Genomic DNA, 14184 nt, shown 5'->3' on the forward strand with positions numbered 1-14184 from the left:
CTGTCCTGCCCTTATTTAAACTGTTTGAGGAAACGCAGATCGTTTTCGAAGAATGCGCGCAGATCGGTTACGCCATAGCGCAGCATGGTCAGACGCTCCATGCCCATACCGAAGGCGAAGCCGGAATAGACTTCCGGATCGATACCGACGTTACGCAGAACGTTTGGATGGACCATGCCGCAGCCGAGCACTTCGAGCCATTTGCCGTTTTTGCCCATCACGTCCACTTCTGCAGAAGGTTCGGTGAACGGGAAGTAGGACGGACGGAAACGAACCTGCAGATCTTCTTCAAAGAAGTTGTTCAGGAAGTCGTGCAGCGTGCCTTTCAGGTTGGTGAAGCTGATGTTCTTATCGACGATCAGGCCTTCCATCTGATGGAACATCGGGGTGTGCGTCTGGTCGTAGTCGTTACGATACACGCGGCCCGGCGCGATAATGCGGATCGGCGGCTCTTGTTCTTTCATGGTGCGGATCTGCACGCCAGAGGTCTGGGTACGCAGCAGACGGGTCGCATCAAACCAGAAAGTGTCGTGGTCAGCGCGTGCCGGATGATGGCCTGGAATGTTCAGGGCATCGAAGTTGTGATAATCATCTTCGATTTCCGGGCCAGTCGCCACGGTAAAGCCGAGCTCACCGAAGAAACTTTCAATGCGGTCAATAGTACGGGTGACCGGGTGCAGACCGCCGTTTTCGATACGACGACCTGGCAGAGAGACGTCGATGGTCTCTTCGGCCAGACGGGCATTCAGCGCGGCGCTTTCTAAATCATATTTACGCGCATTCAGTGCCTGTTGAACCTGCTCTTTGGCTTCGTTAATCACCGCACCCGCTGCCGGGCGCTCTTCTGGCGGCAATTCACGCAGGGTGGTCATTTGCAGGGTCAGATGCCCTTTCTTGCCCAGATATTCGACGCGGACATTGTCTAATGCGGCAACATCTGAGGCCTGGTTAATGGCTGCCGTTGCACTGGCAACCAGCTCTGCGAGATGTGACATGGTTTTCCTCGTTATGTGGCGATATTCATAAGCGGTAGAAACAAAAAAAGCCTCCATCAGGAGGCTTTCTGGCGCTGTTTTTCGTTTCATCTTTCACGCGCAAGCCCCCTGAATTCAGGTGCTAAAGTAAAAGAAGAAGCGGAAAATAGCAGCATTCATGCTTGCGTTACCTTGTGTTTTCATTCGTCCCGGATGGGATGGAAATGAAAGAGGGAGCAAAGCCCCCTCTCTCAACTGGCTTATGCCAGTGCTGCTTTCGCTTTTTCGACCAGAGCGGTGAACGCTAATTTGTCGAATACTGCGATGTCAGCCAGGATCTTACGGTCGATTTCAACAGAGGCTTTTTTCAGGCCGTTGATGAATTTGCTGTAAGAAATACCGTTCTGACGTGCTGCTGCGTTGATACGCGCAATCCACAGTTGACGGAACTGACGCTTACGTTGACGACGGTCACGGTAAGCATACTGACCAGCTTTGATAACAGCCTGGAAGGCAACGCGGTATACGCGAGAACGCGCACCGTAGTAGCCTTTAGCTTGTTTCAAAATTTTCTTGTGACGTGCACGGGCAACTACACCACGTTTTACGCGAGCCATATGTGCTCTCCTGTATCTATTCTAAGTTAAAAAAGGTTAATAAACGTTTACGACTTATGCGTACGGCAGGCACGCGATGACCAGGCCCAGATCGCCTTTGGAAACCATGGCTTTCGGACGCAGGTGACGTTTACGCTTGGTAGCTTTTTTAGTCAGAATGTGACGCAGGTTTGCGTGCTTGTGCTTAAAACCACCTTTACCGGTTTTTTTGAAGCGCTTAGCAGCACCGCGTACGGTCTTAATTTTTGGCATTTTAATAACTTCCACTTCGCATTGTTAATAAACGAAACATAGGCGAACAAAACCTGCGAAGCCCGTAGGCTCCACAGGAATTGCTACTTGAAGGCCTTACTGTTTCTTCTTAGGAGCGAGCACCATGATCATCTGGCGGCCTTCGATCTTCGATGGGAAGGATTCGACCACTGCCAGTTCACTCAGATCGTCACGGACGCGATTAAGCACTTCCATACCGATCTGCTGGTGAGCCATCTCACGACCGCGGAAACGCAGCGTGATCTTAGCTTTATCACCCTCTTCCAGAAAGCGTACCAGGCTGCGGAGTTTTACCTGGTAATCGCCATCGTCGGTGCCAGGTCGGAATTTAATTTCCTTAACCTGAATAACTTTTTGCTTTTTCTTCTGTTCCTTAGAAGACTTGCTCTTTTCATAGAGGAATTTGCCGTAATCCATGATACGACAAACTGGCGGCTCGGCGTTAGGGCTGATTTCGACCAAGTCTACTCCGGATTCTTCAGCTTTTTCCAGAGCTTCTCTCAGACTCACAATACCAAGCTGCTCGCCTTCCAGACCTGTTAAGCGAACTTCTTGCGCGCGAATTTCGCTGTTGATACGATTCGGGCGCGCCGTTTGAACTCGTTTTCCGCCTTTAATACCTTATTCCTCCAGTTGTTGAAGACTGCGGCTGCGAATCTCTTGTCGCAGCTTCTCAATCACTTCACTCACGTCCAGGCTTCCCAGGTCTTTACCACGGCGGGTGCGAACGGCAACTTTGCCTGCTTCCACCTCTTTATCACCACAGACCAACATGTACGGGACCCGACGTAAAGTGTGCTCGCGGATTTTAAAGCCAATCTTCTCATTTCTCAAGTCCGCTTTTACGCGAATGCCCGCATTTTGTAGTTTCTGCGTCAATTCTTTAACGTAATCGGCCTGAGAATCGGTGATGTTCATGACCACGACCTGCACTGGCGCAAGCCAGGTTGGGAAGAAGCCAGCGAACTCTTCGGTCAGAATGCCGATGAAGCGTTCGATAGACCCAAGAATTGCACGGTGAATCATTACCGGCACCTGACGCTCGTTGTCTTCGCCAACATAAGAGGCGCTTAAACGCTGCGGCAGGGAGAAGTCCAGCTGGACTGTTCCGCACTGCCATGCACGATCGAGGCAGTCATACAGTGTAAATTCAATTTTCGGACCGTAGAATGCGCCTTCACCCACCTGATATTCAAACGGGATGTTGTTCTCTTCCAGCGCAACTGCCAGATCCGCCTCAGCACGATCCCAGGTCTCGTCGCTACCGATACGCTTTTCCGGACGAGTTGAGAGTTTGACGACGATTTTCTCGAAGCCAAAGGTGCTATACATATCGTAGACCATACGAATACAGGCGTTGACTTCATCACGCACCTGGTCTTCAGTACAGAAAATATGCGCATCATCCTGAGTAAAGCCACGAACACGCATCAGACCATGCAGTGCGCCTGATGGCTCATTACGATGGCAGCTACCAAACTCCGCCATACGCAGCGGCAGGTCACGGTAAGATTTCAGACCCTGGTTGAAGATCTGAACGTGGCCCGGGCAGTTCATTGGCTTGATGCAGTATTCACGGTTCTCAGAAGAGGTGGTGAACATCGCATCTTTGTAGTTGTCCCAGTGGCCGGTTTTTTCCCACAGCACACGGTCCATCATGAACGGGCCTTTCACTTCCTGATACTGGTACTCTTTCAGCTTGGAGCGCACGAAAGTTTCCAGTTCACGGAAGATAGTCCAGCCGTCGTTATGCCAGAACACCATACCTGGTGCCTCTTCCTGCATATGATACAGGTCGAGCTGCTTACCGATTTTACGGTGGTCGCGTTTCGCGGCCTCTTCCAGACGCTGCAGGTAGGCGCTCAGGGCTTTTTTATCTGCCCAGGCGGTACCATAAATACGCTGCAACATCTTGTTGTTGCTGTCGCCACGCCAGTAGGCGCCTGCGGTTTTCATCAGTTTGAAGTGATGACAGAAACGCATGTTCGGCACGTGCGGTCCACGGCACATGTCGACGTATTCTTCGTGATGATACAAGCCAGGCTTGTCATCATGCGCGATGTTCTCATCAAGGATCGAAACTTTATAGTTCTCGCCACGCTTCACGAAGGTTTCACGCGCTTCATGCCAGCTGACTTTTTTCTTGATGACATCGTAGTTGGTCTCGGCGAGCTCGTGCATACGTTTTTCGAGCGCGTCGATATCTTCCTGGGTCAGGGTATGGTCAAGGTCAACGTCATAGTAAAAACCGTTGTCGATCACCGGGCCGATCGCCATTTTGGTGTTTGGCCACAGCTGTTTGATGGCATGGCCTAACAGGTGCGCACAAGAGTGACGAATGATCTCAAGACCTTCATCGTTCTTGGCGGTAATGATGGACAGCTGCGCATCGTTTTCAATCAGATCGGAGGCGTCAACCAGTTCACCATTGACACGGCCGGCGATGGTGGCTTTTGCGAGTCCAGGACCAATGTCCAGAGCAACATCCATCGGGCTAACGGCGTGGTCGTAATGGCGTTGGCTGCCATCAGGAAGAGTAATTACAGGCATTTTATATCCTTATTTGCAGTGATGCCCCACACATAAGAGCATATACAAAGAAAATAATCGTGTTTTATCAATAGATTGCGAAACCATCTGACCAACAATCGTCAAATTGGCTCGCAGTCTGGAACAGCGACGAATCAGACAAAGGCTGATTTACGTTCTGCCCTGCGATGGTAACACTAAAAAAAGGGTGAATGCACCCTCTGCGACCAGATTGATGCCTCTCATACTTTTGCATGAGTTTTTAGGGGTGACGCTCGCAATCCCATTTTGCTGAGCTAATCTTGAACAGGTCCTGACAACGAAAGGGGCGTTACATGAATGTTTCCAGTCGAACAGTGGTGATCCTGAATATTGTTTCCGCAGCGGCGCTGGTCATGATTCTGGCGGAGAAGTTCCATTGGTTCTGACCCCGAGGGTGCGCGATATGACCGTTTTTGATAAACTCATGTTTATCAACTGACGAAGGAACGGTTTATGCCATCAAAACGCTTTGCGCAAAAACACTGGAAAATGGTGGTCGTATTAATCGCTATCTGCGGAGCGATGCTTTTATTACGCTGGGCAGCGATGATCTGGGGCGTGTAGATTGAGTGAGTAATTAATTCACGTCTGTTCAGAATAATTCCGCAGCACATATCAAACGAAAAACCGGTACATCATTATCCGGTTTTTTCACTGGTCATGACCATTAAGCGTAATGCCCAATTAAGACCACTCACCTGCGACCAGTTTATGCACATCGAACGCGTCATTCATTGACTGACCGGTAGACTGGGAGCCCGGCGCGATGTTTGAGCCCGCTTCAACATCAGAAGCACGGGTAATGCCGATTGGGTTGGTGGTATCACTGGCAGGTTGAGTCACTGAATCAGCAGCAAATACACCAAATGACAGTGCAGAAAGCACCATTGCTGCGGCAGCGTTTTTGATTTTATTCATAATGATTCTTCTCTATCTGAATTAATGCAGAACAACTTGAGGCAATGAATTGCCTGTATTGTTAGTGTAGATCTGGATCACACTTTTGCCTAGTCAATTTATTTATCAAATCGTGTCAAATAAACTGAATATTAATGTACAGAGGGAATTATGAAGAAATGATGGAGAAACAGAAAAACAAATAAAATAAAACGCCGTTTAATTTTAAATAGCACAGTTTGTGAAAATATAAAAACGGGCCGAGAATATATCGGCCCGCCGGAATTACATTTTATAGCCTAATGAAACCGTTGTTCTGCGGTCGGTGTGTTCTGGCGCAGAAGCCGGTGGCTCCGAGTTCCAGGTCACGTTGTAAGCGACTTTCAGACCAAAGTGTTCGTTGATCGCCACGTTCAGCGCGGTCTCAGAGTTCAGGGTCGTGTCATCAGCACCAAATACGGAAACACCCTGGGTGAATTTGGCGTTATCGGTGAACTGCCAGGCGTAAGTACCGGACGCGTAACCCAGCGGCTGCGTTTTGGTATCGCCATCGGTGTACTCGTCATAACGCACACCAGGACCGAATTCGAAACGGAAGCTGTGGACCGGACCATTCAGGAACTGACGACCATAACCGGCCGTAAACACGTCACGCTGGCGATAGCCGTTGTAGCGGTCAGTTAACCAGCTTGCCTGGCCGAAAAGATAGTCATAATCCGTCATGTTGTAACGGCTACGGCCACCCACTGCATACTTCTCAGAGGAGCGCTCGTCGTTAGATGAGGTGTTGCTGGCGTTACCCCACAGGGACCAGGCAGTGGTATTGCCGTACCAGGTCATGGTGGTGTCTGCGGTCAGGGAAGAGCTTTTGGTGTTACCTGATTGCGCCAGATACCCAGCGTTAAGGTTACCTTCAAACGGTTTCTGCGCAGTGGATGGGTCATCCATGACAGTAAAAACGGTATCGTCAGCGGCTGCGTACATCGAGGCAAACACGCCACCCGCCAGCATCATTGCGGCAGGTACTGTCTTCAAGAGCTTCATTTATAAAGGAGTCCGTACAACAAAAAAAGAGACCATCACGGTCTCGGAAACTTTCTTGAGGATCAATGACAAGGCATCCTTAGAAAGGTAACAAATTATAAAAAGGCTCATATAACATAGCAATGATTTCTTATTTCAATTTTTGAATAAGAACGATCTCAAAACGTTATTTCCTTCATAATAAAAACGCACAAAGCGTCTAAACATTTATATTTAAAATCATACTGTTATTTACTTTCCCTTCTCGTCTTTTGTGCCATGCTTACCGAAGCCCATGCTAAAAGGAGGTCATAATGGTCCGAATTTATACGCTAACGCTCTCCCCTTCCCTCGACAGCGCCACGCTGACACCGCAGATCTATCCCGAAGGTAAACTGCGTTGCACTGCACCGGTGTTCGAACCTGGCGGTGGCGGCATCAACGTCGCGCGCGCCATCACCTATCTTGGCGGAAAAGCCACGGCGATCTTCCCGGCGGGCGGCGCGACCGGTGAACATCTGGTGGCGCTGCTGGCGGATGAACAGGTGGCCGTCGATACGGTGGAAGCCAAAGACTGGACGCGCCAGAACCTGCACGTCCACGTCGAATCGAGCGGCGAACAGTACCGCTTTGTGATGCCCGGCGCCATGCTGGATGACAATGAGTTTCGCCAGCTGGAAGAGAAAGTGCTCGCTATCGAAAGCGGCGCCCTGCTGGTCATCAGCGGCAGCCTGCCGCCCGGCGTGAAATGTGAAAAACTTACCCAACTGATTCAGGCGGCGAAGAAGAAAGGCCTGCGCTGCATCGTCGACAGCTCCGGCGAAGCGCTGACCGCCGCGCTGGAGTCCGGCGATCTGGAACTGATAAAACCGAACCAGAAAGAGCTGAGCGCGCTGGTCAACCGCCCGTTAACCCAGCCGGATGACGTGCGCTCTGCCGCGCAAGAGCTGGTGCGCAGCGGCAAAGCGCGTCGTGTGGTGGTGTCTCTGGGGCCACAGGGTGCCCTCGGCGTCGATGAAACCGGATCGGTACAGGTCGTTCCGCCGCCGATGAAAAGCCAGAGCACCGTCGGTGCCGGTGACAGTATGGTCGGCGCGATGACCTTAAAACTGGCGCAAGGCGCGTCGCTGCTGGAGATGACGCGCTACGGCGTCGCGGCCGGTAGCGCCGCCACGATTAACCACGGCACGCGCCTGTGCTCTCTCGAAGATACGCAAAAAATCGTCGATTACCTGTCCCAAAGTTAAAGACCACTTCCCCTCAGCGATGAGGGGAATTCCCCGTTAAGTCGCCAAACTGGCGCAATCGACTATGCTAAGAAAACTTTCGCGATAACAAAGAGGTGAAATATGAGCAGTGGTGACATCACCCGCTACGTTGTAACCATCAAAATTCATGAAGACTCGCTGACCGAACTCAACGAGATCACCAATCACCTGACGCGCGGCGGATTCCTGCTGACCCTGACGGATGACGAAGGCAACGTACACGATCTGGGCACCAATACCTTTGGCCTGATAAGCCCCCTCGATCGTGACGAAGTGAAAACGCTGGCCAGCGGCCTGGTTGAGAGCGCGACCGGCAAAGAGGCAAATATTGACGTAAAAACCTGGGAAGAGTGGCAAAAAAGAGAACAATAAATGCCCTGCAGTGATCCTGACGGCTCAGGTGTGCGTTAGCTCGTATTATTGAACGGCGTTTTTGCGCTAACTTAATGATCTGGCGGACAACATGGGAGAATCATCATGTGGCAGGCTATCAGTCATCTGTTAAACGAGCAACTGGGCGACGGGGAGATCGAGCTGCGTAACGAGCTGCCGGGTGGTGAAATCCACGCCGCATGGCATGTGCGCTTCGCGGGGCGGGATTTCTTCGTCAAATGTGATGAGCGGGAATTGCTCCCCATCTTCACCGCCGAAGCCGATCAGCTGGAACTGCTGTCGCGCAGCAAAACTGTCTCCGTCCCGCAGGTCTGGGCGGTGGGCAGCGACCGCGACTACAGCTTTCTGGTGATGGACTATCTCCCTGCCCGTCCGCTGGACGCGCATAACGCCTTTCTGTTAGGCCAGCAAATCGCCCGCCTGCATCAGTGGAGCGACCAGCCGCAGTTTGGTCTCGATTTTGATAACGACCTCTCCACCACCCCACAGCCCAACGCCTGGCAGCGTCGCTGGTCGACCTTCTTTGCCGAGCAGCGCATTGGCTGGCAGCTTGAGCTGGCTGCCGAAAAAGGCCTGGAGTTCGGCAATATCGACGCCATTGTTGAGCACGTTCAGCAGCGCCTGGCGTCCCACCAGCCTCAGCCTTCGCTGCTGCATGGCGATCTCTGGTCTGAAAACTGCGCCTTAGGGCCGAACGGGCCTTACATCTTTGATCCTGCCTGCTACTGGGGCGACCGCGAATGCGATCTGGCCATGCTGCCGCTGCATCCGGAGCAGCCGCCGCAAATCTACGACGGATATCAGTCGGTATCACCGCTGCCGTCGGGGTTCCTCGAACGACAGCCTATTTACCAGCTCTATACCCTGTTTAATCGGGCGATTCTGTTCGGAGGTGAACATCTGGTGAATGCGCAGCGCGCGCTGGACAGGATTTTAGCGGCGTAAAGGCGAAAACGGGTGGTGCCTGACCACCCGTTTTGCGTTACAGAAAACCGAGCAGTGAGAAGAAGAAATAGCCGCAGACGATGATAATCACCGGCAGGACATACAGCGGGAAAATCTGCAGGAAAATGGTGTGATGTGGCACCACGATGCGCGACTCAATCTGCTCGCGGGTTAACCCTTCTGGCCCTTTCGCCTGCTCCAGAATCAGCTGATCTTCCACCCCTTCACGCAGAAAACGGGTCTGGCGGCTCATGCGCGCGCCGGAGGCCTGCAGGGCCAGGGCGATGAAAATCAGCGCAAAGATAATCCAGAACACAATGTTCAGCTGTTGATGGAAATCGGGCGTGGGCGAGTTGTACCAGAAGATGTTAAGAAACGGCGTATTAAAGCGCATCATCTCGATCATCACATGCGCAAAATCAAGCATAACCGCATTGATCCCTGCCTGTTTTTCGCTGTGCTCGTACATGAATTTCAGCACAGAGATCAGCGTGGAAATCACGGCCGGAATAAAAATCACCCATCCGGCAATGCGTTTTAGCACCGCTATGCGTCCAGCTTGTTGATACGTCATCAGTTCCCCTTCATTAAGACGCTCTCTTTGAGCCTAAGTTTACCTTCTGCTTACGAATTTCGCCCGTTCTTTAGGGGCAATATGGTAAATTGCGGAGTAACTCAGGACTCTCCCTGTGCTGTAAACCTGTGAAAGGAGATATCGTTATGTCGACCCCGCGCCAGATTGTTGCTGCCATTTTCGATATGGATGGATTGTTAATCGATTCCGAACCGCTGTGGGATCGTGCCGAACTGGATGTCATGGCCAGCATTGGAGTGGATATCAGCCGCCGTAGCGAACTCCCGGACACGCTGGGACTGCGCATCGATATGGTTGTTGAGCTGTGGTATGCCCACCAGCCGTGGAATGGCCCGAGCCGCCAGGAAGTGACCGACCGTATTATCAGCCGCGCGATTTCGCTGGTAGAAGAGAACCGCCCGCTGCTGCCGGGTGCGCGCGAAGCCATCGCCCTGTGCAAAGCTCAGGGGCTGAAAGTCGGTCTGGCGTCCGCCTCCCCGCTGCACATGCTGGAAAAAGTGCTGGAGATGTTCGACCTGCGCGACAGCTTTGACGCGCTGGCCTCGGCGGAAAAACTGCCGTACAGCAAGCCGCATCCGCAGGTGTATATGGACTGTGCCGCCAAACTGGGCGTCGATACCCTGGCCTGCGTGGCGCTGGAAGATTCGGTGAACGGCATGATCGCCTCGAAAGCGGCGCGGATGCGCTCCATCGTGGTGCCTGCCGAAGAGGGCCAGCACGATCCGCGCTTTGCCCTGACGGATGCTAAACTGGCGACGCTTACCGATCTCACCGTAGCCCATCTGCGCGGCTAAGCACTCCCCCTTCGGGCAACGCTCCGTTGCCCGAAAACATGACTCTCCATCAATTTTTAAAACATCATTTCATTTTTATTTGTATTTCCGCGAAGCGGCTCCTATTCTTACCTTCAGAACGATAATAATCCTACACTCTGAGGTAAATATGATACTGGATGCCTTTAATCTGGCGGGAAAAGTGGCCATCGTCACCGGCTGCGATACCGGTTTAGGCCAGGGAATGACGCTCGGGCTGGCGCAGGCAGGATGTGACATTGTGGGCGTGAACCGCAGGATCCCCGAAGAGACCGCCGCAAAAGTCAAAGCCCTGGGCCGACGCTTTATGGCGATTCAGGCCGATCTTAGCCAACAGGACGCTCTCGAAAACATTGTGGCCCAAACGGTCGCGGAGATGGGCCGCGTCGATATTCTGGTGAACAACGCCGGAACCATCCGCCGGGAAGATGCCCTGTCATTCAGTGAAAAGAACTGGGATGACGTCATGAACCTGAACCTCAAATCGGTCTTTTTCCTTTCCCAGGCCGTGGCGCGCCAGTTTATCGCCCAGGGTGACGGCGGGAAAATCATTAACATCGCCTCGATGCTCTCCTTCCAGGGCGGGATCCGCGTGCCTTCTTATACGGCATCCAAAAGCGGCGTGCTGGGCATCACGCGCCTGCTGGCCAACGAATGGGCCGGGCATCACATCAATGTCAACGCGATTGCGCCGGGGTATATGGCGACCAATAATACTCAGGAGCTGCGGGAGAATGATCAGCGCAGCAAAGAGATTCTGGATCGTATTCCCGCCGCGCGCTGGGGCGTCCCGGAAGATCTGCAGGGCCCGGTGGTTTTCCTTGCGTCAAAAGCCTCTGACTATATCAATGGCTACACCCTTGCCGTGGATGGCGGCTGGCTGGCGCGTTAACGCCAGTTTGTGACAAAGAGTTACACCGTAACCTCTTCCGCCTACTGTATAAAAACCCTATACTGTATGAATTGACAGTTTCATGGGTTTTATCATGACGGCGGAAGGCCACCTCCTTTTTTCTATTGCCTGCGCAGTGTTTGCCAAAAACGCTGAGCTGACCCCTGTTCTGGCGCAGGGCGACTGGTGGCATATTGTTCCTTCTGCGGTCCTGACCTGCCTGCTGCCGGATATCGATCATCCGAAGTCATTTCTCGGCCAGCGGCTGAAATGGGTCTCCAAGCCTATCGCCCGGGCCTTCGGCCATCGCGGATTTACCCACAGCCTGCTGGCGGTGTTTATTCTGCTGACCCTCTTCTATTTAAAGATCCCCGAAAGCTGGATTGTCCCCGCCGACGCGATTCAGGGGATGGTGCTCGGCTATTTAAGCCACATTCTCGCGGATATGCTCACTCCCGCGGGTGTTCCGCTGCTGTGGCCGTGCCGCTGGCGCTTCCGTTTCCCGATTCTGGCCCCGCAAAAAGGCAACCAGCTGGAGCGCGTATTGTGCATGGCGCTGTTCGCCTATTCGGTCTGGATGCCCCAGACCTTGCCCGAAAATGGTGCAGTTCGCTGGTCGTCACAGATGATCAATTCCCTGCAATTTCAGTTCAATCGCTTTATTCATCACCAGATTGAACATTAAACAGACGAAATAATCCCATTTGTCATAATCCATTCCATTTGGATATAAGCGCCACATCACACTTCTGCTAACCTTGCGCCAACAGGATCGGAAAATACCGGTCGGTAATAAATCAGGAGAACGGGGATGAATTTTCCACTTATTGCGAACATCGTGGTGTTCGTTGTCTTGCTGTTGCTGCTGGCGCAGACGCGTCATAAGCAGTGGAGCCTGGCGAAAAAGGTACTCGTCGGTCTGGGTATGGGTGTGGTATTTGGTCTGGCGTTGCAGGCGATTTACGGCTCAGATAACCCGGTGCTGAAAGATTCGATTCAGTGGTTCAACGTTGTCGGTAACGGCTACGTGCAACTGCTGCAAATGATTGTCATGCCGCTGGTCTTCGCCTCTATTCTGAGCGCGGTGGCCCGTCTGCATAACGCATCACAGCTGGGTAAAATCAGCTTCCTGACCATCGGCACCCTACTGTTCACCACGCTGATTTCCGCGCTGGTCGGTGTGCTGGTCACTAACCTGTTTGGCCTGACCGCTGAAGGTCTGGTGCAGGGCACCGCGGAAACCGCGCGTCTGGCCGCCATTCAGACTAACTACGCCGGTAAAGTGGCCGATCTGAGCGTGCCTCAGCTGCTGCTCTCCTTTGTACCGAAAAACCCGTTTGCCGATCTGACGGGCGCGAACCCAACCTCCATTATTAGCGTAGTGATTTTCGCCGCCTTCCTGGGTGTGGCTGCGCTGAAACTGCTGAAAGACGATGCGCCGAAAGGCCAGCGCGTCCTGACCGCCATCGACACCCTGCAGAGCTGGGTGATGAAGCTGGTTCGTCTGGTGATGCAGTTGACCCCATACGGCGTGCTGGCGCTGATGACCAAAGTCGTTGCCGGTTCTAACCTGCAGGACATCATCAAGCTGGGCAGCTTCGTGGTCGCCTCTTACCTGGGTCTGATCATCATGTTTGCCGTCCACGGCCTCCTGCTCGGCGTGAACGGCGTGAGCCCGCTGAAGTTCTTCCGTAAAGTCTGGCCGGTACTGACCTTCGCCTTCACCAGCCGCTCCAGCGCCGCGTCAATTCCGCTGAACGTGGAAGCGCAGACCCGTCGTCTGGGTGTGCCAGAATCGATCGCCAGCTTCTCCGCCTCTTTCGGCGCGACCATTGGTCAGAACGGCTGCGCGGGTCTCTACCCGGCGATGCTGGCAGTGATGGTGGCTCCAACGGTTGGCATTAACCCGCTGGATCCAATGTGGATTGCAACGCTGGTCGGTATCGTGACCGTCAGCTCCGCCGGTGTGGCTGGTGTCGGTGGTGGCGCAACCTTCGCCGCGCTGATCGTGCTGCCTGCGATGGGTCTGCCGGTGACGCTGGTCGCCCTGTTGATCTCCGTTGAGCCGCTGATCGACATGGGTCGTACCGCCCTGAACGTCAACGGTTCCATGACCGCCGGGACGCTCACCAGCCAGTGGCTGAAGCAGACCGACAAAGCGATTCTCGATAGCGAAGAGAACGCCGAACTGGCGCATCGTTAATCGTACAAGCGACAAGAGGCCCTCCATTGAGGTAATGCTGATCAGTTAAGCATCTGAGGTTGTTCCGTTCACCTCATGTTCAGCAGAATATAATCGCGTCACAACCTGTGAACGTGCAAAGGGGGCCACGCGGCCCCCTTTGCAATCCCCGCGCCCCGCCATGAAATCGGTGCTTCGCACTGCGCTCACCTCCCGGCCATCTGCCTGCGGTCGGCTCGACTCGACTTCCTGTCTCGTTTCGCCTCTGGCCGCCATCCATGGCGTCCAGCCCTTGTCATCTGGCCTCCGGTTCGCCGATTTCTGCGGGGACCCACACCGGTGCAACATGCAGACGGCTGAAAAGGTTGAGGGAACGTGAGTCCGGCTGAAAATCGCTGAGGCGTTGACTGGAGGCAGGGGCGACGCACAGGGATGTGCGTCGAGGGCGCGACTTACAGGGATGTTACCTGCGCCCGTCCCCGTCAGCCGGAAGGAATAAGACGAAGACAAAATTGCCGGGAGCAATTTTGAACAACGCTTGCGTTGGCCCCGTAGGGGTGAGCCCCATGGATGGGGCGAATAATCCGCGAAGCGGCGATTTTCTTTGCCGGGAGCCGGGGTTGCCAGGGTGGTGGCGATTGAGCCACCCTGGCACGTTCACCGCAGAGAGATGGACCGGAAGCAGAGGAACGAAAGTGAACGGAACGATTCCACTGATGCCATAAAGGTCCTGGGACCAGCA

General features: G+C 53.5%; 18 protein-coding genes and 1 other annotated feature. Of the genes, 9 read left to right on the top strand and 9 right to left on the bottom strand.

Annotated features, from left to right (window positions below; genetic code table 11):
- Positions 1–11: 11 nt before the first annotated feature.
- From pheS to thrS, 6 genes are all read right to left on the bottom strand, one after another.
- Positions 12–995, bottom strand: a complete 984-nt coding sequence (gene pheS / locus AC3WS9_RS12945; protein ID WP_282491993.1) for a phenylalanine--tRNA ligase subunit alpha — start codon at positions 993–995, stop codon at positions 12–14.
- Positions 996–1035: 40 nt separating this feature from the next.
- Positions 1036–1159, bottom strand: a sequence feature (Phe leader region).
- The gene (gene pheM, locus AC3WS9_RS12950; RefSeq protein WP_001386830.1) at positions 1110–1154 is read right to left on the bottom strand and encodes a pheST operon leader peptide PheM; all 45 of its coding nucleotides are present in this window, start codon (positions 1152–1154) and stop codon (positions 1110–1112) included. Its footprint overlaps the feature before it by 45 nt.
- A gap of 75 nt (positions 1160–1234) precedes the next feature.
- On the bottom strand, positions 1235–1591 hold the full coding sequence (rplT, locus tag AC3WS9_RS12955; protein ID WP_012017122.1) for a 50S ribosomal protein L20: 357 nt from the start codon (positions 1589–1591) through the stop codon (positions 1235–1237).
- 54 nt (positions 1592–1645) lie between these two features.
- Complete coding sequence (rpmI, locus tag AC3WS9_RS12960; RefSeq protein WP_001124225.1) at positions 1646–1843, bottom strand: 50S ribosomal protein L35; 198 nt, start codon at positions 1841–1843, stop codon at positions 1646–1648.
- A gap of 96 nt (positions 1844–1939) precedes the next feature.
- A complete protein-coding gene (infC, locus tag AC3WS9_RS12965) occupies positions 1940–2482 on the bottom strand; it encodes a translation initiation factor IF-3 (protein WP_071818735.1) in 543 nt (180 codons plus the stop codon).
- Positions 2483–2485: 3 nt separating this feature from the next.
- Positions 2486–4414: a threonine--tRNA ligase gene (thrS, locus tag AC3WS9_RS12970; RefSeq protein WP_100780477.1), complete on the bottom strand. Its 1929-nt coding sequence runs from the start codon at positions 4412–4414 to the stop codon at positions 2486–2488.
- A gap of 314 nt (positions 4415–4728) precedes the next feature.
- Between thrS and yncL the strand changes: the two genes are divergently transcribed.
- Both yncL and yniD read left to right on the top strand, forming a co-directional pair.
- The gene (yncL, locus tag AC3WS9_RS12975; protein WP_282491994.1) at positions 4729–4821 is read left to right on the top strand and encodes a stress response membrane protein YncL; all 93 of its coding nucleotides are present in this window, start codon (positions 4729–4731) and stop codon (positions 4819–4821) included.
- A gap of 67 nt (positions 4822–4888) precedes the next feature.
- On the top strand, positions 4889–4999 hold the full coding sequence (gene yniD, locus AC3WS9_RS12980; protein ID WP_282491995.1) for a small membrane protein YniD: 111 nt from the start codon (positions 4889–4891) through the stop codon (positions 4997–4999).
- Between the two features lie 120 nt (positions 5000–5119).
- On the opposite strand, the gene AC3WS9_RS12985 is transcribed toward yniD, so the two are convergent.
- Together AC3WS9_RS12985 and AC3WS9_RS12990 are read right to left on the bottom strand one after the other, a co-directional pair.
- Positions 5120–5353: a YdgH/BhsA/McbA family protein gene (locus AC3WS9_RS12985; protein WP_285154994.1), complete on the bottom strand. Its 234-nt coding sequence runs from the start codon at positions 5351–5353 to the stop codon at positions 5120–5122.
- Positions 5354–5617: 264 nt separating this feature from the next.
- Positions 5618–6376, bottom strand: coding sequence for a DUF481 domain-containing protein (locus AC3WS9_RS12990; protein WP_282491996.1), 759 nt, complete (start codon positions 6374–6376; stop codon positions 5618–5620).
- Positions 6377–6669: 293 nt separating this feature from the next.
- On the opposite strand from AC3WS9_RS12990, the gene pfkB reads away from it, so the two are divergent.
- The 3 genes from pfkB to AC3WS9_RS13005 all read left to right on the top strand — a co-directional run bounded on the left by pfkB (position 6670) and on the right by AC3WS9_RS13005 (position 8961).
- On the top strand, positions 6670–7602 hold the full coding sequence (gene pfkB / locus AC3WS9_RS12995; RefSeq protein ID WP_282491997.1) for a 6-phosphofructokinase II: 933 nt from the start codon (positions 6670–6672) through the stop codon (positions 7600–7602).
- Positions 7603–7704: 102 nt separating this feature from the next.
- Positions 7705–7995, top strand: a complete 291-nt coding sequence (ghoS, locus tag AC3WS9_RS13000; protein ID WP_282491998.1) for a type V toxin-antitoxin system endoribonuclease antitoxin GhoS — start codon at positions 7705–7707, stop codon at positions 7993–7995.
- A gap of 105 nt (positions 7996–8100) precedes the next feature.
- Complete coding sequence (locus tag AC3WS9_RS13005) at positions 8101–8961, top strand: fructosamine kinase family protein (RefSeq protein ID WP_285150708.1); 861 nt, start codon at positions 8101–8103, stop codon at positions 8959–8961.
- Between the two features lie 37 nt (positions 8962–8998).
- Here AC3WS9_RS13005 and AC3WS9_RS13010 read toward each other — a convergent pair whose 3' ends face one another.
- Complete coding sequence (locus AC3WS9_RS13010) at positions 8999–9535, bottom strand: YniB family protein (RefSeq protein ID WP_282492000.1); 537 nt, start codon at positions 9533–9535, stop codon at positions 8999–9001.
- A gap of 146 nt (positions 9536–9681) precedes the next feature.
- Here AC3WS9_RS13010 and hxpB point away from each other — a divergent pair, with 146 nt between their 5' ends.
- The 4 genes from hxpB (at position 9682) to AC3WS9_RS13030 (ending at position 13463) form a co-directional block, all read left to right on the top strand.
- Positions 9682–10350, top strand: coding sequence for a hexitol phosphatase HxpB (hxpB, locus tag AC3WS9_RS13015; RefSeq protein WP_492488750.1), 669 nt, complete (start codon positions 9682–9684; stop codon positions 10348–10350).
- A 148-nt stretch (positions 10351–10498) separates the two neighbouring features.
- The gene (gene kduD, locus AC3WS9_RS13020) at positions 10499–11260 is read left to right on the top strand and encodes a 2-dehydro-3-deoxy-D-gluconate 5-dehydrogenase KduD (protein ID WP_492488752.1); all 762 of its coding nucleotides are present in this window, start codon (positions 10499–10501) and stop codon (positions 11258–11260) included.
- A gap of 94 nt (positions 11261–11354) precedes the next feature.
- Positions 11355–11945, top strand: coding sequence for a metal-dependent hydrolase (locus tag AC3WS9_RS13025; RefSeq protein ID WP_282492003.1), 591 nt, complete (start codon positions 11355–11357; stop codon positions 11943–11945).
- A 126-nt stretch (positions 11946–12071) separates the two neighbouring features.
- The gene (locus tag AC3WS9_RS13030) at positions 12072–13463 is read left to right on the top strand and encodes an L-cystine transporter (RefSeq protein WP_492488754.1); all 1392 of its coding nucleotides are present in this window, start codon (positions 12072–12074) and stop codon (positions 13461–13463) included.
- Positions 13464–14184 lie beyond the last annotated feature (721 nt).

It is taken from the genome of Lelliottia sp. EB106-05-01-XG201, assembly GCF_058791735.1.